Origin of the sequence: Microbacterium sp. GCM10027623 (genome assembly GCF_042666935.1) — a bacterium.
In the GTDB taxonomy this organism is placed as follows: Bacteria; Actinomycetota; Actinomycetes; order Actinomycetales; family Microbacteriaceae; genus Microbacterium.
Window position 1 is genome coordinate 364,098 of the sequence record NZ_JBHTHE010000003.1, and the last position, 21,845, is coordinate 385,942.

At 69.4% G+C, this 21,845-nt stretch carries 21 protein-coding genes; 12 read left to right on the plus strand and 9 right to left on the minus strand.

Translation table 11 applies throughout. The annotated features are described in order from the left end of the window. Positions 1-8: 8 nt before the first annotated feature. Positions 9-923 carry a DUF2877 domain-containing protein gene (locus tag ACFQY2_RS14125; protein WP_378746538.1) on the minus strand — a complete coding sequence of 305 codons (915 nt, stop codon included), beginning with the start codon at positions 921-923 and terminating at the stop codon, positions 9-11. Positions 924-1,068: 145 nt separating this feature from the next. On the opposite strand from ACFQY2_RS14125, the gene ACFQY2_RS14130 reads away from it, so the two are divergent. Genes ACFQY2_RS14130 through ACFQY2_RS14140 form a run of 3 tightly spaced genes read left to right on the plus strand, consistent with a single transcriptional unit; the run spans position 1,069 to position 4,036 of the window. Then, positions 1,069-2,052, plus strand: coding sequence for a carbamate kinase (locus ACFQY2_RS14130; protein ID WP_378746539.1), 984 nt, complete (start codon positions 1,069-1,071; stop codon positions 2,050-2,052). A 35-nt stretch (positions 2,053-2,087) separates the two neighbouring features. Continuing rightward, the gene (locus ACFQY2_RS14135; protein WP_378746540.1) at positions 2,088-2,762 is read left to right on the plus strand and encodes a GntR family transcriptional regulator; all 675 of its coding nucleotides are present in this window, start codon (positions 2,088-2,090) and stop codon (positions 2,760-2,762) included. Positions 2,763-2,812: 50 nt separating this feature from the next. Further along, positions 2,813-4,036: a pyridoxal phosphate-dependent aminotransferase gene (locus ACFQY2_RS14140; RefSeq protein ID WP_378746541.1), complete on the plus strand. Its 1,224-nt coding sequence runs from the start codon at positions 2,813-2,815 to the stop codon at positions 4,034-4,036. On the opposite strand, the gene ACFQY2_RS14145 is transcribed toward ACFQY2_RS14140, so the two are convergent. Together ACFQY2_RS14145 and ACFQY2_RS14150 are read right to left on the minus strand one after the other, a co-directional pair. Then, entirely contained in the window at positions 3,984-5,189 is a 1,206-nt protein-coding gene (locus ACFQY2_RS14145; RefSeq protein ID WP_378746542.1) for a CpaE family protein, read from the minus strand. The two genes, ACFQY2_RS14140 and ACFQY2_RS14145, sit on opposite strands and share 53 nt — an antisense overlap. Continuing rightward, entirely contained in the window at positions 5,186-5,800 is a 615-nt protein-coding gene (locus ACFQY2_RS14150; RefSeq protein WP_378746543.1) for an SAF domain-containing protein, read from the minus strand. The genes ACFQY2_RS14145 and ACFQY2_RS14150 overlap by 4 nt, the downstream gene beginning before the upstream one ends. 97 nt (positions 5,801-5,897) lie before the next feature. Between ACFQY2_RS14150 and ACFQY2_RS14155 the strand changes: the two genes are divergently transcribed. Next, entirely contained in the window at positions 5,898-6,176 is a 279-nt protein-coding gene (locus tag ACFQY2_RS14155) for a helix-turn-helix domain-containing protein (protein ID WP_378746544.1), read from the plus strand. Between the two features lie 22 nt (positions 6,177-6,198). On the opposite strand, the gene ACFQY2_RS14160 is transcribed toward ACFQY2_RS14155, so the two are convergent. Beyond that, the gene (locus ACFQY2_RS14160; RefSeq protein WP_378746545.1) at positions 6,199-6,795 is read right to left on the minus strand and encodes a hypothetical protein; all 597 of its coding nucleotides are present in this window, start codon (positions 6,793-6,795) and stop codon (positions 6,199-6,201) included. A gap of 157 nt (positions 6,796-6,952) precedes the next feature. Between ACFQY2_RS14160 and ACFQY2_RS14165 the strand changes: the two genes are divergently transcribed. Both ACFQY2_RS14165 and ACFQY2_RS14170 read left to right on the plus strand, forming a co-directional pair. After that, the gene (locus ACFQY2_RS14165) at positions 6,953-7,348 is read left to right on the plus strand and encodes an Rv3235 family protein (protein WP_378746546.1); all 396 of its coding nucleotides are present in this window, start codon (positions 6,953-6,955) and stop codon (positions 7,346-7,348) included. A 49-nt stretch (positions 7,349-7,397) separates the two neighbouring features. Beyond that, positions 7,398-8,870, plus strand: a complete 1,473-nt coding sequence (locus ACFQY2_RS14170; protein WP_378746547.1) for a sensor histidine kinase — start codon at positions 7,398-7,400, stop codon at positions 8,868-8,870. A 61-nt stretch (positions 8,871-8,931) separates the two neighbouring features. Here the strand turns inward: ACFQY2_RS14170 and ACFQY2_RS14175 are convergent, their stop codons facing one another. Continuing rightward, entirely contained in the window at positions 8,932-9,180 is a 249-nt protein-coding gene (locus ACFQY2_RS14175; protein ID WP_071641453.1) for a WhiB family transcriptional regulator, read from the minus strand. 204 nt (positions 9,181-9,384) lie between these two features. On the opposite strand from ACFQY2_RS14175, the gene ACFQY2_RS14180 reads away from it, so the two are divergent. After that, positions 9,385-9,804 (plus strand): hypothetical protein, encoded by a 420-nt coding sequence (locus tag ACFQY2_RS14180; RefSeq protein WP_378746548.1) that lies wholly within the window; start codon positions 9,385-9,387, stop codon positions 9,802-9,804. A 9-nt stretch (positions 9,805-9,813) separates the two neighbouring features. Here ACFQY2_RS14180 and bcp read toward each other — a convergent pair whose 3' ends face one another. From bcp to aroA, 3 genes are read right to left on the minus strand one after another with little or no spacing between them, the layout of a single operon-like run. Next, positions 9,814-10,290, minus strand: a complete 477-nt coding sequence (bcp, locus tag ACFQY2_RS14185; protein ID WP_378746549.1) for a thioredoxin-dependent thiol peroxidase — start codon at positions 10,288-10,290, stop codon at positions 9,814-9,816. A gap of 27 nt (positions 10,291-10,317) precedes the next feature. Further along, the gene (gene rsgA / locus ACFQY2_RS14190) at positions 10,318-11,379 is read right to left on the minus strand and encodes a ribosome small subunit-dependent GTPase A (RefSeq protein ID WP_378746550.1); all 1,062 of its coding nucleotides are present in this window, start codon (positions 11,377-11,379) and stop codon (positions 10,318-10,320) included. Then, on the minus strand, positions 11,376-12,701 hold the full coding sequence (gene aroA / locus ACFQY2_RS14195) for a 3-phosphoshikimate 1-carboxyvinyltransferase (RefSeq protein WP_378746551.1): 1,326 nt from the start codon (positions 12,699-12,701) through the stop codon (positions 11,376-11,378). Before aroA ends, rsgA begins: the two co-directional genes overlap by 4 nt. A gap of 49 nt (positions 12,702-12,750) precedes the next feature. On the opposite strand from aroA, the gene ACFQY2_RS14200 reads away from it, so the two are divergent. From ACFQY2_RS14200 to ACFQY2_RS14210, 3 genes are read left to right on the plus strand one after another with little or no spacing between them, the layout of a single operon-like run. Further along, positions 12,751-13,419: a sigma-70 family RNA polymerase sigma factor gene (locus ACFQY2_RS14200; RefSeq protein WP_378746552.1), complete on the plus strand. Its 669-nt coding sequence runs from the start codon at positions 12,751-12,753 to the stop codon at positions 13,417-13,419. Continuing rightward, on the plus strand, positions 13,416-13,661 hold the full coding sequence (locus ACFQY2_RS14205) for a zf-HC2 domain-containing protein (RefSeq protein WP_378746553.1): 246 nt from the start codon (positions 13,416-13,418) through the stop codon (positions 13,659-13,661). Before ACFQY2_RS14200 ends, ACFQY2_RS14205 begins: the two co-directional genes overlap by 4 nt. Before the next feature lie 47 nt (positions 13,662-13,708). Continuing rightward, positions 13,709-15,010: a GNAT family N-acetyltransferase gene (locus ACFQY2_RS14210; protein ID WP_378746554.1), complete on the plus strand. Its 1,302-nt coding sequence runs from the start codon at positions 13,709-13,711 to the stop codon at positions 15,008-15,010. A gap of 151 nt (positions 15,011-15,161) precedes the next feature. On the opposite strand, the gene ACFQY2_RS14215 is transcribed toward ACFQY2_RS14210, so the two are convergent. Further along, complete coding sequence (locus ACFQY2_RS14215; protein WP_378746555.1) at positions 15,162-18,833, minus strand: multifunctional oxoglutarate decarboxylase/oxoglutarate dehydrogenase thiamine pyrophosphate-binding subunit/dihydrolipoyllysine-residue succinyltransferase subunit; 3,672 nt, start codon at positions 18,831-18,833, stop codon at positions 15,162-15,164. A gap of 160 nt (positions 18,834-18,993) precedes the next feature. Between ACFQY2_RS14215 and ACFQY2_RS14220 the strand changes: the two genes are divergently transcribed. Then, a complete protein-coding gene (locus tag ACFQY2_RS14220; RefSeq protein WP_378746556.1) occupies positions 18,994-20,454 on the plus strand; it encodes a GuaB1 family IMP dehydrogenase-related protein in 1,461 nt (486 codons plus the stop codon). 320 nt (positions 20,455-20,774) lie between these two features. Continuing rightward, a complete protein-coding gene (locus ACFQY2_RS14225) occupies positions 20,775-21,749 on the plus strand; it encodes a hypothetical protein (protein WP_378746557.1) in 975 nt (324 codons plus the stop codon). Positions 21,750-21,845 lie beyond the last annotated feature (96 nt).

The following is a 21,845-nucleotide window of genomic DNA, read 5'->3' on the forward strand; positions in this document are numbered from 1 at the left end:
TGTTTCGTTCAGAGTGCGTGTGCAGGGGCGCGAGTCCCTGCGAGGTCGAGGGCCAGCCGGATGCCGGTGAGGATGTCGTGCCCCGACGTGTGGCCGATCGCCGCCGTGGCGACGGCGGCGGTGAGGATCCGCTCGCTGCTGCCGTCGACGACCGCCGCGACCAGATCGTGCAGTCGGGCGCGCGCTCGTCCGGCGAGCGCGGCCTGGACGGTGACCGTGCTCAGCAGCGTCGTGGCGTCAAACCCGGCGCAGACGGCATCCGAGAGCGGTGCGATCAACCGCGTGAGTCCGAACCCGGGGTGGGCGGCGATGAAGGCGAGCCCAGTGAGGATGTCGTCCCCGGAGGGGGTCAGACCCTCGCCGAGACCGATGAGCCGCCGCGCGGCGTCGGTGACCGCGTTCTCCGCGGGGCTGCCCTGCAGCACCGCGGAGGCGGCGATGCGCATCCGGTCGATGCCCGCGGCGAGTGCCGGCGCGCTGGCGAGGCCGAAGGGCGTCATCGGTGGAGGAGGCGTCATGGCGGCCAGTGCGGCACGGGCGTCGCGCAAAGCCGCGACGGACGGTGCTCCCTGGATCGGTGCGGGGATCCAGCGATCGGCCGGGTGCAGGACGACGCGCACGTCCGTCCTGGCTGCATGCACGATCAGTCCGTCGACGGTGATCCTCGCAGGGTCTCCGACGCGCGCCGGCAGCAGGGGCCACTGCGCCGAGCGGATGCGGATGGTGAAGGGGGCATCATCGAGCCGGTCGTCGACGAGGGCGATGAGCCCGTCGCCGCAGCGGAGGTTGATGACGCGGTCGTGCACGGAGTGCACGGAGAGATCGCCGAGCATCCCGGCATGCGCCGAGCTTGAGAGCGTCTCCTCAAGCGCAGCATCCCAGGTGGTCGCGCGCAGCGCGACGGGGGGTGCGACGGGGGTCATCGTCTTCTCTCCGTGGCATTCGCCGGTCCCGGGGTGGCCGGGCAGCGGATGCTGTGAACGTATCGATACAGGTATACCATTTATAGAAATGGAATACCATTTAAATATCTGGCATACCAGAACCGAACCGATCAAGGGAGAGAACATGCGCGTCGTAGTGGCACTGGGAGGCAACGCCCTCGCACGTCGTGGCGAGCCGATGACCGCCGAGTACCTGCGGAGCAACGTGCGCTCTGCCTGCATGGCGCTGGCGTCGCTCGCGCGCGACAACGAGATGGTGATCACCCACGGCAACGGGCCGCAGGTCGGTCTGCTCGCTCTGCAGAACCTCGCGTACCAGGACGTCGCGGCGTACCCGCTGGACATCCTCGGCGCCGAGACCCAGGGGATGATCGGCTACGTCGTGCAGCAGGAACTCGCGAACGCCCTCGGCGGCGAACGCGAGGTGGCCGGCATCATCACCACCACCGTCGTCGACGAATCCGACCCGGCGTTCGAACGACCCACCAAGCTCATCGGGCCGCAGTACTCCGCGCACGACGCTGCTGAGGCGGCCGCCGAGTACCGCTGGACGATCGCGAAGGACGGCGACGCTTTCCGTCGTGTCGTGCCCTCACCGAACCCCGTCGCGATCGTGCAGGCCCCGCTGATCCGCCGCCTGCTGGAGGCCGGCAGCCTTGCGGTCTGCGTCGGCGGCGGCGGCGTGCCGGTGCGCACCGACTCGCAGGGGCGCCACATCGGCGTCCAGGCCGTCGTCGACAAGGACCTCGCGAGTGCCGCGCTCGCCGCGGACATCGGCGCCGACACGCTGATCATGCTCACCGATGGGGACTACGTCAGCGAGAACTGGGGCACGCCGGATCAGCGCGACATCCACACGGCATCGGCGGATGCGGTCGCCGCGATGAAGTTCGCCGAGGGGTCCATGCAGCCCAAGATCGATGCGGCGATCCGCGTCGCGCGCGCGGGCGGACGCACGCTGATCGGACCGCTGGACCGGCTGGACGATCTGCTCGCCCGCAAGATCGGCACCGAGATCGTCCCGACGCTTACCGAGGGCATCCGCTGGGTGGAGAAGACCCCCGCCGAGCGGGCTCCGGTCGAGAAGGCGCTCGCGAAGAAGGGATGAGCGGATCCGCCCGGACGAGATGGGAAGATGATCCTGTGACCGGAGCTGATGAACGCGAACTGGAGTCGAGTCGAGTCGCCACCTGGCTGCGCGACGCGATCCTCGACGGGGCCCGCCCACCGGGCAGCAAGCTGACCGAACGGGATCTGGCCGCCGAGTTCGGTGTGAGTCGGGTACCGGTGCGAGACGCGTTGAAGCTGCTCGACGGCGAGGGCCTGGTCGAGCTGCGCCCGCGCACCTGGGCGATCGTCCGGGAGTTCACCGCAGCCGATCTCGCCGACCTCGATGAGGTCAGGGAGGTCCTCGAGCCGATGACGTTCCGTCTCGCCGCGGAGCGACACCGGCGCGAGGACCTCGAACTGCTCAAGGCGGTTCTCGAGGCCGAGCAGGAGAGCGCTCGTCTCGATGACAGCGTGACCTCCCGCCGGAAGGCCGCCGACTTCCACGAAGTCGCCGTGCAACTGGCCGACAACCGGCTCCTGGGACATCTGATGGCCAGCATCCGCAGCCGTCTGCGCTGGTCGCTGGTCCAGCACGACGACCTCGAGCACATCGCCGATGAGCACGTCGCCCTGTACGAGGCGGTGCGCGATCGCGACGGCGATCGGGCGAGCGCGCTCGCGCGCGCCCACGTCGAGAGCAGCCGGCGCGAGCGTCAGGCCCACGCCGTGGGACGACGCCCCGACGGCGCGCGGGTCGCGGCGGGCTGAGCGCGGTCCCGGGCGGCGTCCCGCCCTGTCCGTGCCGGTATTCTGGGCGAATGACCCGGCGCACACTGGACCAGTCGTCCAAGCTCAAGAACGTTCTCTACGAGATCAGGGGCAAGGCATTGGTCGAGGCCGCCCGGCTCGAGTCCGAGGGGCACCAGATCCTCAAGCTGAACACCGGCAACCCCGCCATCTTCGGCTTCGAGGCGCCGCACCAGATCGTGCGGGACATGCTCGCCGCACTGCCCACCGCCCACGGCTACAGCGACAGCAAGGGCATCATCTCCGCTCGCCGCGCCGTGGTGAGCCGCTACGAGGAGATTCCGGGCTTTCCGCGGTTCGACCCCGACGACGTCTATCTCGGCAACGGTGTGTCCGAGCTGATCACGATGGTCATGCAGGCGCTCCTCGACGAGGGCGACGAGGTGCTCATCCCCGCACCCGACTATCCGCTGTGGACTGCGATGACCTCCCTTGCGGGCGGCACGCCCGTGCACTACCTGTGCGACGAGGAGAACGGCTGGCAGCCCGACCTCGAGGACATCCGCTCGAAGGTGACGCCGCAGACGAAGGCCATCGTCATCATCAACCCCAACAACCCGACGGGCGCGGTCTACTCCCGCGAGGTGCTGGAGGGCCTGGTCCAGATCGCCCGGGAGAATCAGCTGCTGCTGCTCTCGGACGAGATCTACGACCGGATCCTCTTCGACGATGCTACGCACATCCCCACCGCGACGCTCGCCCCCGACCTGCTGTGCCTGACGTTCAACGGGTTGTCGAAGACCTACCGCGTCGCCGGATTCCGCTCCGGCTGGCTGGTGATCACCGGACCCAGATCCCACGCGCACGGCTTCCTCGAGGGCATCACCCTGCTCGCGTCGACGCGACTGTGCCCGAACGTCCCCGCGCAGCACGCCGTGCAGGCGGCCCTCAGCGGCGTGCAGTCCATCGGATCGCTGATCGCTCCGTCGGGACGCCTGCACGAGCAGAGGGACATCGCCTGGCGCGGCCTGGACGCGATCCCCGGTGTGAGCTGCGTCAAGCCCGAGGGCGCGCTGTACGCCTTTCCGAAGCTGGATCCGAACGTCCACGACATCCGCGACGACGCGAAGCTGGTCTACGACCTGCTCGTGTCGGAGAAGATCCTGCTGGTGCAGGGCACCGGCTTCAACTGGCCGAATCCCGACCACCTGCGCGTCGTCACGCTGCCGGAGCCCCGGGTGCTCAGCGAAGCCGTCGAGCGGCTCGGGAACTTCCTCGCGAGCTACCGGCAGTGAGATCCTGGCGCGGTTGCAGGCTGGAGACCGTGCGACGCACGGCCGACACGAGAGGCGATCGCGGCGACACATCGGCGATCGCTCGCGCGTGCAGCGCAGCGGCGTCCGCCGCGCGCTGATCCTGGGGGAGGAAGGACACCTCGTCGACCCCGGCGAAGCGATCGAGCGTCCGACGGATCTGACCGCGGGCATCGATGCCCAGCGGACCGGGGCGCACCCGATTGGCGACGACCGTGATCGGGGTTCCTCCCACCAGGTGCCGCAGCTCGGCGTAGCCGCGCACGAAGCGGCTGACGCCCAGCGGGTGGGCGGAGAGCACGGCGATCACGGCATCGGCTTCCCGCAGCGCCGCGGTGGTCGACGCGTGCCTGGTGGGTGCCCCGGGGTCCAGGGGATCGTCGTCCTCGTCGAACTCGGCGGACACGTCGACGACGGTGTCATCGAGCCAGTTCCGGCACGCGGCGAGCGTGGTGCGCACGCGCGACGCTCCGAGCTCGGGCCAGCGACTCGGTCGATTCAAGCCCCCGAGCACCTCCAGCGTGCCACCTGACGTCTCGACGGGAACGGACAGGCGCGAGAGCTCTGCGACGTCGAGGCTGCCCAGCTCCGCGCGACGGCACGCGGCGGCGAGACCGGGAGCATCATCACCCAGGCCGAGCTGCAGAGCGATCGAGGGCGCGACGCTGTCGGCGTCGACCAGCGCTGTGCGCCGACCCGCTCGTGACAGCTCGACAGCGAGCTGGATCGCCACGGTCGAGCGTCCCGGTGCGCCCTGGGGGCCCCAGACCGCGAGCACTCGTGGACGCGGGGAAGGGCTGGCTTCCGCGGCGAGCGGCGCAGAGGCGAGCAGCTGCACGATCCGCCATGCCGGGGTCTCGAAAGGCAGCGGCGCACCCAGGCCGAACCGGGAGAGGATGCGGGAATCGGCATCGCCCACGGCGAGGATGCGCACGCCGGCGCGATCACAGGCGCTCACGAGGTCCGGCGTGAGCGTCCCCCTCGTCGGAGTGATCAGCAGAGCGTCCACCGCGGCCAGAGCGAGGTCCCGAACCTCGGAGGGATCGATGCGCCGCACATCCACGCCTTCGAGCTCGAGGTCGGATGCCATCATCGCGGCGCCTTCACCCGACACGGCGACGATCACGGAGGTCATGAGCCCGCGCCTGCCGGGACGATCGAGATGATCGACCCGCTGGAGACCGCCGCGAGCACATCCGCGACATCGGCGCGGTCGATGACGACCTCGACGTCCGTGCGGCTCTGGCTGAGCATGCCCTCGGACTCGGCGACGGCGGCGACGACGGCATCGCCGACGAGGATCCGCGGAGCATCGACGGTGCGGCCGTCCTTGTGCAGCGGCGAATGCCACAGCTCGACGACGGTGCCCGCCCGCACTCCCTCGGGCAGCGCGGTGCTGCTCACCACGACGGTGGTGGTGCGGGCGCTCTCCTGATCTCCCACCGCCGACAGCGGCACGAGCTCGCCCTTCGGAAGCGTCCGCGTCGCGATCGTCCCCTCCGCCATGTTCTGGGGAGCCAGGTAGGTCTCCGTCAGAGCGCCGAGTCCCACCTCCACGACCCGGAAGTCCGCCGAATCGATCGCCTCACCAGGAAGGATGGCGCGCGTCGTCTGCAGCATCGGCGTGGTCTGACGCGAGGACGACACCAGCAGCCACACGCCGGCGACGGAGACGACGACGAGGGCGAGACCGACCAGGAAGCGGAGGTCGCCGAAGAACGGACGGCGCGCTCGCGAGTGCATCATGCTGCCATGGTCACAGATTCCGAAGAAGTGCCTGAAAAGTTATCCACAGGGGGGATTCTCAGCGTTGTCGCGACCGCGCCCGGGAGAGAATGAGGACATGCCCGAACCATCCGAGATGGCTCCTCGCTTCCTCGCCCCCGCGCAGGTCGCCGAGCTTCTGAGCATCGAGATCGACGAAGTCGTGGACCTCGTGCATCAGGGCCGTCTGCGCGGCTCGCAGCTGGGTTCACCACCGCGCTGGCGGATCGAGGAGCGCAGTCTGTCGGACTATCTCTCCGAGCAGTCCGAAGAGGCCAGGCGGATGGCGCTGTGGCGTCAGGCGAACGAAGCGAGCTTCCCCGAGCTCTGGGGCACCACGCCGTACCACCGGGACTGACCGAGCCTCGGTCGGCCGCCTGTCAGAGTGCCGCGGTCGCGCCGCTCTCGACGCGCACCCAGGTGATGGTGCCGAAGGAGATGAGTCGGAATCCGCGCACCGAGCGGGCCCGCCGCGACTCACCGGGGTCGTGGAGGGCGAGATCGAGGTGGTCCGCACCGGCACGGTCGATCGTGCCGTGCTGAGGATCCGACCCGCGTCGAGCGATGGTGACCGGCGCACGGCGCCGCGCCAGGTCGCGCAGGATGAAGCCGAACGTCATCCGCTCCCGCAGACCCGTCGGGGCGGGATCCGAGCGCAGCCCGGCCAGGAGCGCGCCGTGGTCGGCGCCGACGGCCTGGACCGCCGTCAGGGGCACGACCCGCAGACGCGTGTCGCCGGCCGCTGCGACGGCGATCCAATCGGAGCCGACGGCGCGCAGCGTCGCGTCCCAGTGGTCGCCGTCGGCCAGCTCGACCAGGAGCCGCGGCGCGTCCGCACTCAGGGCACGGAGTCGATCACGAAGCGTCAACTTCGAGATGCGCAGGCGCTCGGACTCGGCATCCAGCGCCGCGCGCTCGGCCTCCCACTCCGCAGCGAGCTGACCCTCGAGGTCTTCGAAGAGGTGCTCCCATTCCACGCATCCGAGCGTAGGGGAGGGCTGACGTCGGGCGCCTGAGTTATCCACAGATCCCGCTGAGGGGGTTCCTCCCCGTGAGGAGCCATGGTTCACTGCAAGGGAATTCGTTACGCGCACACACTATCGATGAACTGTCAGGGCCGGGGGGAACGCGGGGATGAGGACGACGACGTCAAGTGAGTACTTCGAACCGCAGCCCACGTCGGCCGCACGCCTGCCGGATCCTGTCCCTCTCCTGAGGAGCCTCACCCAGGGCGCCCTCGAGGTGCTCGCTGGCGTGCGCGAAGTCGACCAGCTGGCGCGCTGGCTGAGCGAGGACGCGTTCCGCGCGCTCGCCGTGCGAGCGAACCTGTCCGCCCGTGCCCGCAGCGCACGCGGAGTGACGCCCACGCGGCCGACCTTCCACATCCTCTCCATCCGGGAGAGCGCACCCGTCGACGGCATCGTCGAGGCTGTCGTCGTCGTGGCCGGCCCGGGACGGACACGAGCCGTCGCGATCCGGCTGGAGGGCCTCGACAGCAGGTGGCGGGCCAGCTCGTTCGCCGTGCTCTGACACCTCGGGCGGCCCGTGGTCGGCGGACCGACCCCGGTAGGCTGGGCGAGTGTCAACGCTCAGTGATCTCGTTCACGCTCAAGGCCTCCTGACCGACGCCGACGTGGAGTGGCTCCATCGTCTCGCCGGAGACGGGCAGCTGCTCGCAGACCTCGCCTCGGCGGACATCGTCATGTGGATCGAGACCGCGGACGGCTCCTTCGTCGCCGTGACGCATTCACGCCCCAGCGGCGCGGCCACGCTGTTCTATCGGGACATCGTCGGGGAGAAGGTGCGCCCGCAGTGGCGCACGCAGGTGCAGTCGGCGTTCGAGTCCGGGACGATCGTCGACTCGTCCTCGCCCGACTGGTTCGAGGAGACGCCGACGCGGGTGCGCGCCGTGCCGATCATCCGCAACGACGAGGAGAGCGTCGTGCTCGGTGTGCTCACCCGGCATACGAACCTCGGTGAGGCGCGGATGCCGTCGCGTCAGCAGATCAGCTTCGACGAATGCGCGAACGATCTGTTCCGCATGATCACCTCGGGCGAGTTCCCCGACCTCTCCGCCCCCACGGCGCCTCGTCGGGGGGCGCCGCGCGCCTCGGACGGACTGATCCGGCTCGACGTGGACGGGATCACCACCTTCGCAAGCCCCAACGCGCTGTCCGCGTTCAACCGGATGGGCTTCGATGACGAGCTGGAGGGGGAGTCGCTCGCCGATGTGACCACCGACATCATCCCGCCCTCGCGCCAGGTCGACGAGTCCCTGCCCGTGGTCGTGACCGGTCGAGCGCCGTGGCGCACCGACATGGAGGCGCGCGGCGTGACGGTGTCGCTGCGCGCGATCCCCCTGAAGGATCACGGCACGCGGATCGGCGCGATCGTGCTGTGCCGCGACGTCTCCGAGCTCCGCCATCAGGAGCAGGAGCTGATCACGAAGGACGCGACCATCCGCGAGATCCACCATCGGGTCAAGAACAACCTGCAGACAGTCGGTTCACTGCTGCGCATCCAGGCGCGCCGCACCCACTCCGACGAGGCGCGGGAAGCGCTGACGCAGGCGATGCGGCGCGTGGAGGCCATTGCGGTCGTGCACGACACGCTGGCCAGCGGTCTGTCGCAGACCGTGGACTTCGACGAGGTCTTCGACCGTGTGCTCAAGCTCGTCGCCGAGGTCGCGGCCGCGCCGAACACGCGTGCGCGCACCCAGCTCGAGGGGCGCTTCGGTGTTCTTCCGAGCGAATACGCGACGCCGCTCGCCCTCGCACTCACCGAGGTCGTCACCAACGCCGTGGAGCACGGCCTGGCCGGTCAGGAGGGCATCGTGCGCATCGAGGCAGCCCGCACCTCCGAGCAGCTGCGGGTGAAGGTCATCGACACCGGCCACGGACTGGCCGAGGGCAGGGTCGGGCAGGGGCTGGGCACCCAGATCGTGCGCACCCTGATCCAGGGCGAGCTCAGCGGCACGATCGAGTGGCAGGGCCGCGAGGGGGAGGGCACCCAGGTGACCATCGACATCCCCATGCGGTGGATAGCGGTCTGACCGAGAACGCAGAGGCGCCGGTGGGGTTCTCCCCACCGGCGCCTCTGCGTTCGGATGCGGATCAGCCGGCGCGGCGCGCACGAGCGGCGCGACGCTTCAGCGCACGGCGCTCGTCTTCCGAGAGACCGCCCCACACGCCCGAATCCTGACCGGATTCCAGGGCGTACTGCAGGCAGATCTCCGTGACGGTGCACGTGGCGCAGACGGCCTTGGCCTTCTCGATCTGGTCGACGGCCGGACCCGTGTTCCCGACAGGGAAGAACAGTTCGGGGTCGACGGTCAGGCAGGCCGCTTTATCGCGCCAGTCCATTGAGGCTCCTCAGAAGTGGTGTTTTCGGTGTGGGGCCGCTGATGCGGCACGAGAGTTCAGGAGCGGATCGGGATTCCGCTAGCCTGGTCATGCGGGGAAAGTACCCGCCCCACTCCGATGTGGGAGCACATGGCTTTTACTATTTTGTTACAGAAACAATCTGAAATCAAGGGTTTTCTGACAACTCTTGGGAGGAGCGTGCCGATGGGCCGGTCTGGGGCCGCCACCCTCGCCGCGGGGGTTCTCGCACTGGAGGGTGCTGCCCTGGTCGCCATCGCGCTCATCGAGCTGTTCGCTCTCGGCGCCGGGGACGCGTCGTCGCCGGCCAGCGGCGTGGCGCTGATCGTGCTGACACTGCTCGGGGCCGCGGCTCTCATCGCCTTCGCCGCGGGAACACTGCGCCGCGCGTCCTGGGCGCGATCGGGGGGCATCCTCTTCCAGGTGCTCGCGATCGCCCTCGCACTGGCAGCCCTCAGCATCCAGCCTCCGCCCTGGCTCTTCGCCGTGATCGTCGGCGGTGCCGGTGTCATCGGGCTGACGCTGCTGATCGCGGCCGTCCGTCGCGACGGCGCTTCGGACTCCCGTCTTCAGGAGCGTGCGAGGGAAGAGCGCGACGACCGGTGACGACGCGCGTCAGGCGTCGATGCCGAGGGTCTTGCGCAGGCGCGCGACGTGGCCGGTGGCCTTGACGTTGTACTGGGCGATCTCGATCACGCCCTGCTCATCGAGGACGAAGGTGGAGCGGATGACGCCCTCGATGACCTTGCCGTAGTTCATCTTCTCGCCCCAGACGCCGTACGCCGAGTGCACCGAATGGTCGGGATCGCTGAGCAACCGGAAGGTGAGCGCGTCGCGTTCGCGGAACTCCCGCAGCTTCCGGGGTTCGTCGCGGGAGACGCCGATCACGCTGTAGCCGGCCCCCTGCAGGGAGGAGATGCTGTCGCGGAAGTCGCATGCCTGAGTCGTGCACCCCGGGGTCATCGCGGCGGGGTAGAAGTACAGGATCACCTTCTGACCGCGCAGATCAGCCAGCGAGACGGGGTTTCCGTCCTGGTCGGAGAGGGTGAAGTCGGGGGCAGGGGAACCGGGTTCCAGGCGCAGCGTGGTCACGCCCCTCAGCTTATCCGCCGGAGCAGATCATCCGCCGGAGCGAGGGGAGTCCCCGAAGGTCGTCAGCAGTCGCTGCAGGGATTCCAATCGGTCCCTGCCGGTTTCGTTCAGGCGTCCCTCGGCCGCAGCCTCGTTCAAGGCGCAGTCCGCGGCATCCGGCAGATGCGTGCAGCCCCGCGGGCATTCCTCCGCGATCTCGGCGAGCTCGGTGTACGCGGCCAGGATGTTCGCTGGATCGACGTGCCCGAGCCCGAAGGAGCGCACTCCGGGCGTGTCGATGACCCAGCCGCGCCCGTTCCGCGTCGTGTAGCGCAGCGACACCGTCGAAGAGGAGGTGTGGCGTCCGCGCCCGGTGACCTCGTTGACGTGCCCCGTCGCCCGCCCAGCACCCGGAACGAGCGCGTTCACGAGGGTCGACTTCCCGACTCCCGAGTGACCGACGAAGACCGTCGACCGGCCGATCAGCTCGGCGCCGATCTCGTCCACGGGCATCTCATCGCGTTCGCTCGTGAACACGGTGAGATCGAGTCCGTCGAAGTGGGTGAGGAAGGTCGCGGGGTCGGCCAGGTCGGTCTTGGTGACCACCAGGAGCGGGCGGATGCCGGCATCCAGCGCCGCGACCAGATAGCGATCGACGAGTCGTGCCCGTGGCTCGGGATCGGCGGCTGCGACGACGATGAGCATCTGATCGGCGTTCGCGACGATCACCCGTTCCACCTGGTCGGTGTCGTCGGCGCTGCGTCGCAGCAGCGAGGTGCGCTCGACGAGACCCACGATGCGTGAGAGGGTCCCGTCGTCGCCGGATGTGTCGCCCACGACGCGCGCGCGGTCGCCGGTCACGATCGCGGTGCGCCGGAGCTCGCGCGCCCTGGTGGCGGTCACCAGGCGCTCGTCCGGTTGATCCTCATCGATCAGGACGCTGTACCGGCCGCGGTCGACGCCGAGGATGCGCCCGATCCGGGCGTCCTCATGCGCGGGACGGCGCTTGGTACGCGGTCGGTTGGCCTTCGGGTTGGGGCGCGTCCGGATGCTGCTCTCGTCGAACTCCTCGAAGTCGTCGAGCGGGTCGTCGTCGCCCAGCCAGCTCACGCGGGGGCGCCCCTCAGCATCCGCTCCCACAGGAGCGTGAACTCGGGCAGCGTCTTCGTCGTGGTGCCGATGTCGTCGATCTCGACTCCCGGGACGCGCAGGCCGATCAGGACCCCGGTGGTCGCCATGCGGTGATCGTGATGGGCGGGCCAGGCGCCGCCGTGCAGCGGTCGGGGGATGATGCGCAGCCCGTCGGGCAGCTCCTCCGCCTCTCCGCCGAGTCCGCGCAGGTTGCCGATGAGCGCGGCGATGCGGTCGGTCTCGTGGGTGCGGATGTGCCCCACACCGCGGATGGTGGTCGGCCCGTCGGCGAACGCCGCGAGTCCCACGATGGTCGGGGTCAGTTCGCTCGCCGCCGACAGGTCCAGTTCGAGACCGCGGATGCCGTCGCCACCGCGGACCGTCAGCGCGCCGCCGTGGCGGGTGGTGTGCGCGCCCATGGCGTGCAGGATGTCCGGCAGCAGGGCGCCCGGCTGCGTGGAGTGCAGCGGCCAGCCGCCGATCGTCACCTCGCCGCCGGTGACGAGCGCTGCGGCGACGAAGGGCGCGGCATTGGAGAGGTCCGGCTCGATGGTGACATCCTTGGCGCGGGGGACGCCCGCTTCGACGAGCCACTCGCCGACCGCGGGCCGTTCGATCCGGATGCCGCGACGGCTGAGCGACTCGATGGTCATGTCGATGTGCGGCAGGCTCGGCAGGTGGTCGCCGGTGTGCACCAGGTGCAGGCCGACGTCGAAGCGGGGAGCGGCCAGCAGCAGTCCCGAGACGAACTGGCTCGAGCCCGACGCGTCGATCTCGATGCGCCCGCCTCGGATGCGGCCGTGCCCGCGGATGGTGAACGGCAGCGACCAGGTGCCCTCGTCGTCGACGTCGACGCCCAGGTCCCGCAGCCCGGTGATGAGGGCGCCCATCGGACGGTGCAGCGCGTTCTCCTCGGCGGTGACGTGCACGTCGTCGGACGCGAGGCCGGCGAGCGGGGCGATGAATCTCATCACCGTTCCGGCCTGGCCGCAGTCGATGGTGACGCCGCCCCGCAGCGGGGCGGGGGTGACCAGCAGGTCGGGTCCGAACTCGCCGTCGGACGGCACCTCCTCGATCCCGATGCCCAGTAGGCGCAGCGCGTCGACCATGCGACGCGAGTCGTCGGAGTGCAGCGGGCGCACCAGATGACCCGGGCCGTCGGCTATCGCCGCGATCATCAGCTCGCGGTTGGTGAGGGATTTCGACCCGGGGATGCTCACGGAGGCGTGCACGGGCGCGTCGCTGCCCGGTGCGAGGTACGCACCCCGAGGCGGGGAAGGGGAATACCGTTGAGTGCTCATCGGTTCTTAGCCTAGTGAAGCCCGCGACACACGGAGAGGGAGGTGACCGATGCAGGCCACGCTGATTCGCACCCGGACGGAGACGGCCGATGCCGAGGCGCTGTCGCGCCTAGACTGGCCGGTGATGGACGACACAGCATCCGGCGATCCTCGACGCGATTTCGAGGAGCAGGCGATCCCCTTCATGGACCAGCTCTATGCGGCGGCGATGCGCATGACGCGCAACCCCGCCGATGCGGCCGACCTGGTGCAGGAGACCTTCGTGAAGGCCTTCGCGGCCTGGTCGTCGTTCTCGCAGGGGACCAACCTCAAGGCGTGGCTGTACCGCATCCTCACCAACACGTACATCAACATCTATCGCAAGCGCCAGCGCGAGCCGTACCAGGGCACGATCGACGAGCTCGAGGACTGGCAGATGGGCGGGGCGGAATCCACCACCGCCACGCACAGCCGTTCGGCCGAGGCCGAGGCCATCGACCGCATGCCGGCATCCGTGGTCAAGGATGCTCTGCAGGAGGTGCCGGAGGACTTCCGTCTCGCCGTGTACCTCGCCGATGTCGAGGGCTTCTCCTACCAGGAGATCGCCGACATCATGAAGACACCCATCGGCACCGTCATGAGCCGTCTGCACAGGGGCAGACGGATGCTGCGGGAGCTGTTGGCGGACTATGCCGCCGAGCGAGGAATCGCCGGGGCTCGAACGAGGAGCGAGAAATGAGTGACTGCGGCTGTGAGAAGGCCCGCCGTGACCTGGAGGAGTACCTGCGCAACGAGGTGTGCAACACCGAGCACGCCGAGATCCGGGAGCACCTCGAGAACTGCCCGTCCTGCAAGGACGAGGCGCTCGTGGCCACGACGCTGACAGAGGTCATCGCGCGTGCATGCCGCGAGACAGCGCCCGAGGAGCTGCGCGAGCAGGTCTTCGCGCGGCTGAGGGTCGCGCAGGCCGCCTCCCACTGAGCGCTCGGCCCCGACGCACGGGCGCCGCGTGTGGGTAGTGTGGGCGGGTGACTTCCATCGACGCGCGCACCGTACCCGCAGACGAGAACTCGGCGAAGCGACTCGAGGACGCGGGGTACGACTACCGTGTCGTCGACATCTCGGATCCGGAGGTATCGGCGGGTTACGCGCGCGCCACGGAACGCGGCTTCCTCGGCGCCGAGCCGACCGATCCCGAGATCACGGAGATGCGTTCGACGTGGGCCGACCGGCGCAACGTCGCCGTCTATCCAAGGGGCGCGACCGCCGACGCGCTGCCGGTCGGGACGGTGAACTCCTGGGTCGCCGACATGACCGTGCCAGGCGGCACCATCCCGATGTGGGCGATCAGCATGGTCACGGTGTCGGCGACCCATCGCCGCCGCGGCATCGCGCGGAACCTGCTCGAGGGAGAACTGCGTGCCGCTGCCTCGGCAGGCGTGCCGGTCGCGGGTCTCACCGCGACGGAGGCCACGATCTACGGCCGGTACGGCTTCGGGCCCGCCGTCCAGGCGGCACGAGTGGCGATCTCGACACGACATGCCGGATGGAGAGGCCCGGAGGCCGCAGGTCGGCTGGAATACGTCGAGAAGGCGCGCCTGGCGGTGGATCTCGGCGCCGTGCATGAGAACGCCCGGCACGCGCGCACCGGGCAGATCCCGGGGTGGGGCCGCCGCTGGCTCGGTCTCGCGGGAATCACCGCAGACGGTGCGAAGACCGACGCCGCGGTGCGGGGTCTTCTGTACCTGGACGCCGACGACAGGCTGCGCGGGGCGATGTCGTTCAGCATGAAGGAGCAACCCGACTCGCATCGCAGCACCATGACGATCCGTCACCTGGCTGCGGAGACCGATGAGGCGCAGCGCGCACTGTGGGGCTTCGCCGTGAACCACGACCTGGTCGACCGGGTGGAAGCCGCGCTGCGGCCGACCGACGACCCGATCCTTCACCTCGTCGCGGATCAGCGCTCGGTCGAGGTCACCGTGCACGATCACGGCTGGCTGCGAGTGCTGGATGTGCCGGCGGTGCTGCGCGCGCGCCGCTTCGCCGCACCACTGGATGTGGTGCTGCGCGTGACCGACCCGTTCGGGCTCGCCGACGGCACCTGGCGTCTGCAGGCCGACGTCCTCGGCGCGGCAGTCGTGGAGGAGACCTCGGCTGCCGCCGGCGTGACGATGGGCGTGTCCGAGTTGTCGACCGTCTACGCGGGGGGTGTGCCGCTGAGCCAGCTCGCGGCGGCCGGGCGCGTGCAGGGCGACCCTGAGGTCATCGCCGCGCTCAGCCGGGCGCTGCACACGGATCCGGCGCCGTTCCTCAGCATCTGGTACTGACCGCGCGGCGCGTTCCGCGCGCGGCCGTCGGCGCCCGCGGCGACCGCGGCTTCGGGCACTCGTGGCGTCCGGCACGCGCTCCCCGCAATGCGACGGATGCCGCTCCCCACGGTGGAGGAGCGGCATCCGTCGCATTGCGGCAGAGGGGTGGTCAGCCGAGCGTCAGGGCGGTCTTCAGCAGTTGGACCTGTTCGGTGGCGTGCACCTTGGACGATCCCGTGGCCGGCGATGCGGCGGCCGGGCGGGTCACCGACCGGAACTGACGATCCCCGGGGACATCCGCGAACGCGAGCGCGAGGAACGGCCACGCCCCCTGGTTCTCGGGCTCGTCCTGCACCCACACGAGCTCGGCGCCGGGGTAGGAGTCGGTGATCTGCTTCAGCGCGTCGATCGGCGTCGGGTAGAACTGTTCGAGCCGGACGAGGGCGATCTCGGGGTTCGGGTTCTTCTCCAGCTCGCTGCGCAGGTCCCAGTGGATCTTGCCGGAGTGCACGAGTACGCGCTTGACGGCAGAGCGGTCGAGGCCCCGGTCGTCGTCGATCACGGGCTCGAAGCGGCCCTGCGTGAAGTCCTCCACCTGGCTGGTCGCGCCGCGCAGACGCAGCATCGCCTTCGGCGTGAAGACGATCAGCGGCTTGCGCGGACGGGCGTACGCCTGGCGACGCAGCAGGTGGAAGTACGAGGCGGGGGTCGACGGACGCGCCACGGTCATGTTCTCCTGAGCGCACAGCTGCAGGAAGCGCTCCATGCGCGCGGAGGAGTGATCGGGCCCCTGGCCCTCGTAGCCGTGCGGCAGCAGGAGCACGACGCCGGACTGCTGGCCCCACTTCTGCTCCGCGGCGGAGACGTACTCGTCGATCACGGACTGTGCGCCGTTGACGAAGTCACCGAACTGCGCCTCCCAGAGCACCAGCGCCTCGGTGTTCTCGACCGAGTACCCGTACTCGAAGGCGAGCGCCGCGTACTCGCTGAGCAGCGAATCGTAGACGAAGAAGCGCCCCTGGCTGTCGGAGAGATTGGTCAGCGGCAGCCATTCCTGGCCGTTGTTGCGGTCGTGCAGCACGGCGTGACGCTGCACGAACGTGCCGCGTCGGGAGTCCTGGCCGGCCAGGCGCACGGGGGTGCCCTCGACGAGCAGGGAGCCGAAGGCGAGCAGCTCGCCGAAGCCCCAGTCGATGCCGCCCTCGCGGCTCATCGTCACGCGCTTGTCCAGCTGCTGCTGGAGCTTGGAGTGCACCGTGAACCCGTCGGGCTTGTTCGCGTGCGCGTCGCCGATGAGGTGGATGACCTCGAGCGGGACGCCGGTCACGTCCGGAGAGCCGATCTGCTCGTCGACAGGAGTCAGGTCGGGGGCGATCGGCGTCGCGCCGGTCTCGGCGGCGTGCGTCTCGGCGAACGCGACCTCCAGGCGGCTCTGGAAGTCGGCCTTGGCCTGGTCGTACTCCTCCTGGGTGATGTCCCCGCGACCCACCAGCGCCTCGGTGTACAGCTTGCGCACGGAGCGCTTCGCCTGAATGAGGTCGGTCATCAGCGGCTGGGTCATCGACGGGTCATCGCCCTCGTTGTGACCGCGGCGGCGGTAGCAGACCAGGTCGATCACGACATCGCTGTGGAAGCGCTCGCGGTACTCGAACGCGAGCCGGGCGACGTGGATGACCGATTCGGGGTCGTCGCCGTTCACATGGAAGATCGGCGCCTGGATGGTCTTCGCCACGTCGGTGGAGTACACCGACGTGCGCGAGTCGGTCGGCAGGGTGGTGAAGCCGACCTGGTTGTTCACGACGACGTGCACGGTGCCGCCGGTGCGGTAGCCGCGCAGCTGGGACATCTGCAGCGTCTCCACGACGACGCCCTGCCCGGCGAAGGCCGCGTCGCCGTGCACGAGGATCGGCAACCAGGCGAAGGTGCCGATCGGCTTGCGGTCCTGCTTGGCGCGGACGATGCCCTCGAGCACGCCGTCGACGGTCTCCAGGTGCGACGGGTTGGCCGCCAGGTGGACGGGAAGCTCGGCGCCGTCCTCGGCGATGAAGGTGCCCTCGGTGCCGAGGTGGTACTTGACGTCACCCGAGCCGCGCGTGTTGCCAGGGGTCAGCGAACCCTCGAACTCCCGGAACACCTGGCCGTACGTCTTGCCGGCGATGTTGGTGAGCACGTTGAGTCGGCCGCGGTGGGCCATGCCGATCGCCGCACCGTCGAGGCCGGCGTTGGCCGCGCCCTGCAGGATCTCGTCCAGCAGCGGGATCAGGGATTCACCGCCCTCGAGGGAGAAGCGCTTCTGTCCGACGAACTTCGTCTGCAGGAACGTCTCGAACGCCTCGGCCTCGTTCAGCTTGCTCAGAACGCGCAGCTGCTCGTTGTGGCCGGGCTTGACGTACTTGACCTCGAGCTTCTCCTGGAACCAGCGCCGCTGCTCGGGGTCCTGGATGTGCATGTACTCGATGCCGAGTGTCCGGCAGTACGAATCGCGCAGTACGCCCAGGATGTCGCGCAGCTTCATTACGCGCTTGCCGCCGAATCCGCCGGTCACGAACTCGCGGTCCAGGTCCCAGAACGTCAGCCCGTGGCTTTCGATCTCCAGGTCCGGGTGCGAGCGCTGCACGTACTCCAGCGGATCGATGTCGGCCATCAGGTGCCCGCGCACCCGGTAGGAGTTGATGAGCTCCTGCACGCGCGCCTGCTTGTCCACGCGCTCGGCGAGGTCGACGGCGATGTCCGCGTTCCAGCGGATCGGCTGGTAGGGGATGCGCAGAGCGGCGAAGATGTCGTCGTAGAAGCCGCGCTCGCCGATCAGCAGCTCGTGCACCTTCTTGAGGAACTCGCCCGAGCCCGCACCCTGGATGACACGGTGGTCGTAGGTGCTGGTCAGCGTGATCGTCTTGCCGATGCCCAGTTCGGTCAGCGTCTTCTGGCTCGAGCCCTGGAACTCGGCGGGGTAGTCCAGAGCCCCGGCGCCGATGATGCATCCCTGGCCCTTCATGAGGCGGGGGACCGAGTGCACGGTGCCGATGCCGCCCGGGTTGGTCAGCGAGACCGTGGTGCCGGCGAAATCGGCCGCGGTCAGCTTGTTGCTGCGAGCGCGCGAGATGAGGTCTTCGTACGCGGTGAGGTACTCGCTGAACGACATGGTGTCGGCGCGCTTGATGCTGGGCACGAGCAGCGCACGGGTGCCGTCGGGCTTGGGGATGTCGACCGCGATTCCGAGGTTCACGTGGGCGGGGGCGACCACCGAGGGCTTCCCGTCGACCTCGGCGTAGAAGACGTTCTGACTGGGGAACTCCTTCAGCGTCTGGATCAGCGCCCAGCCGATGAGGTGGGTGAAGCTCACCTTGCCGCCGCGCGTGCGCGACATGTGGTTGTTGATGACGATGCGGTTGTCGATCATCAGCTTCGCGGGAATGGTGCGCACGCTGGTCGCGGTGGGCACGCTCAGCGACTGATCCATGTTGGCCGCGAGGGTCTTCGGCATTCCCCGCAGCGGGGTCACCTTCTCCTCGTCGGCCGGGGCAGCCTCCTCCTTGGCCTGAGGCTTCGGCGCCTGAGCGGGAATCGGTGCCTGCTTCGCGGGCTTGGCCGTGGTGCGCGCGACCGGCTGCGCGCCGATCACGGGAATCGGGGCGGTGACCGGACTGCCGGCCTGTGCGGAGGCGGACGGAGAGGAGCTCTCCTGCGCGGCAGCATCCGGCGTGTAATTCTCCAGAATCGGCCACCACTCCTTGTCGACGGAGTTGCGATCCTGCTTGAACTGCTCGTACAGCTCGTCCACGAGCCACGAATTGGCTCCGAACCCCCCGTCGCCTGCGACGCCGGTCACCTGGTTCGACACGCTCTACCGCCCTCTTTCGTCACTGAAGCCGTGTATGCGGCTCGACGGCGAGAGCGCGTCGGGTCGCACATGTAACAGTCATCAAGCCTAACGCCATTCACCTGGCGGAATGCTCTGCGGTCAGGCTGTTTCCGAAGGCTCCCCGGGGTAGCTTGGCGATATGAAGTTCTCCGGCGAGCGACCTGCAGTGGATCTGACCTACTCGGATGTGTTCCTGGTGCCTCGTCACTCCGGTGTGACGAGTCGGCTGCAGGTCGACCTCGCGCCGGGTGACGGCACGCCGGCGACCCTTCCCCTGGTCGCGTCGAACATGAACTCCGTCACCGGACCGCGTCTCGCGGCCACCCTCGCCCGGCGCGGCGGACTCGGTGTGCTTCCGCAGGATCTGCCGCTGCAGTCGCTCGACGACGCGATCCGGTGGGTCAAGACCCAGCCCGTGCGGTGGGACACCCCGCTCGTGCTCTCGCCGCGAGCGACCGTCGCCGACGCCCTCCGGCTGCTCCCCGCCACGGCCGGCCACGGCATCGTCGTCGCCGATCGCAGCGGACAGGCGCCGCTGGAGCGCGAGGATGTGCTCGGCATCCTCCCCGCGCCTCGGCTGGCGACGGCGCTGACCGATGCCCTTCTCGGCGACCTCGTGCACGCCGAGGCGGTGGCGGTCGCCGCGGACGAGATCGGAGAGGGCAGGGAGGCGTTCGACACCATGGCGGCCGCGGAGGCCGAGATCGTGCTCGTGCTGGAGCGGGGGCGGGTCATCGGCACGCTCACCCCGCGCTCGGCGCTGCGTTCGAGCCTGTACCGCCCCGCCGTCGACAGGTCCGGAAGGCTGGCGGTGGCGGCGGCCATCGGAATCAACGGCGACGTCGCCGGAAAGGCGCGCGCGCTGGCATCCGCCGGCGTGGATGTGCTCGTCCTGGACACCGCGCACGGCCACCAGGAGGGGATGCTGCGCGCGCTCGAGATCGTCGCACAGCTCGACCTCGGCCTGCCGATCGCGGCAGGCAACATCGTCACCGCCGACGGCGCGCTCGATCTCGTGCGAGCCGGCGCGAGCATCCTGAAGGTGGGGGTCGGACCGGGCGCGATGTGCACCACCCGGATGATGACCGCCGTCGGGCGTCCGCAGTTCTCGGCCGTGCTCGAGACGGCGGAGGCCGCTCGTTCGCTCGGAGCCCACGTCTGGGCCGACGGCGGCGTGCGCTATCCGCGTGATGTCGCCCTCGCGCTCGCCGCCGGAGCAGCATCCGTCATGGTCGGCTCGTGGTTCGCCGGCACCATCGAGTCGCCGGGCGAACTGCTGCACGATGAGAGAGGGCGTGCGTACAAGGAGTCCTGGGGCATGGCCTCCACCAAGGCGGTGCAGGCGCGCTTCGAGAGACTCGACCCGTACGAGCTGGCGCGCAAGGAGCTGTTCGCCGAGGGCATCTCGTCGTCGATGATCTACCTCGATCCCCTCCGTCCGGGGCTGGAGGACCTGCTCGACATGATCACTTCGGGCGTGCGCTCGTCGTTCACGTACGCCGGGGCGGCGACGGTCGCGCAGTTCCACGAGCGCGCGCTGGTCGGCGTGCAGTCGGCGTCCGGATATGAGGAGGGCAAGGCGCTGCCCGTCAGCTGGTAGTGCCTCGCAGCATTCGCTCGCAGCGCCGCTCGCGCATCCGCATCCGCTCCCGCCGCCGCTCCCGCCGCCGCTCCCGGCTCCGCTCCCGGCTCGCGCTGTCGAATTCCGCTCGCGCTGCTGTTCCCGATGTGCTCATCCGGTCGCGCTGTCGAATTCCGCTCGCGCTGCGCAGATATGCGCCGCGCGAGCAGGAAAGAGCAGCGCGTCGCCGGGGCGCGTCGTCGCGCATCGTCCTGCACATCGCGCCGTGCGAGCGAGATATCCACAGATCACGCGGATGCCGAGACCGGCGACGTGCGCGCCGTGCCAGGGTTCTCGGCATGCCGGCGCGCACAGAGCATCCGATCATCGTGAGGCGGCGGTCCGACCCGAACGGCGTGGGACTGTCGGACCGACGTCTGAAGGCGCTCGTCGCGCACGGAGGCGTCCATCGCATCGTCGCCGGAAGCTATGCCCTCAGCGCTGACTGGGAGGAGCTGTCGCCCATCCGCAGGCACCTGGTGAAGGTGCTGGAAGTGGCCGACCGATCGCGTTCTCCTCAGGTCTTCATGGGCGCGGCGGCGGCGGCGATCTGGGACATCGACAGGATCGGAGCCTGGCCGGACAGGGTGGAGATCAGGATCGGGCGGGCGTCGGGCGGCCGGTCCTCGGGTGCCGTCTCCCGACGTGCCCTCGGATTCGACGGCGTCGACGTGGTCGAGTGGCGCGGACACCTGGTGACGCCTCCTGCGCAGACCGCGATCGACATCGCAGCCGACTCCGGGTTCCGAGACGGGGTCGTCGCGGTGGACCAGACGCTGTGGGCGCGTCGCGGAGGAGGCGCGCTGGCATCGGCATCCGAGTTGACGCAGACGCTCGATCTCCAGAACCGTCGCGGTCTCGCGAGAGTACGGGCAGCACTCGATTTCGCTACGTCGCAGGCCGACTTCGTCAGGGAGTCCGAAGCACGCGTTCTGCTGGACGTGCTGGGGTTTCCCGCACCGACGCTGCAGAAGGCTTTCCGACTTCCCAGCGGTCGTCGGGTGCGCACGGACTTCTACTTCGAGGAATTCGACCACGTCGGTGAATTCGACGGCACCGGCAAGTACTTCGATCCCGAGATCCTCGCGGGACGCACCCCGCAGCAGGCCGTTCTGGAGGAGAAGGACCGCGAGGACGAGCTGCGCAGGGTCGTGACGGGTCTGTCGCGGTGGCGCACGGATGCGCACCGGAAACCCGCGCTGCTCTACGACATCCTCACCGGTGCAGGCGTGCCGTCGAGACTGCCGCGTCCTCGCCGCGGGCTGCGGTGGTGAGCCCCGGCGTTCCCGGTTCCGGCGCGCAGTGCCACGCGCTGCTGTTCTCCGCACGCGCTGCTGCTCTCGACATCGCCGATCGTTCGCGCTGCTGCT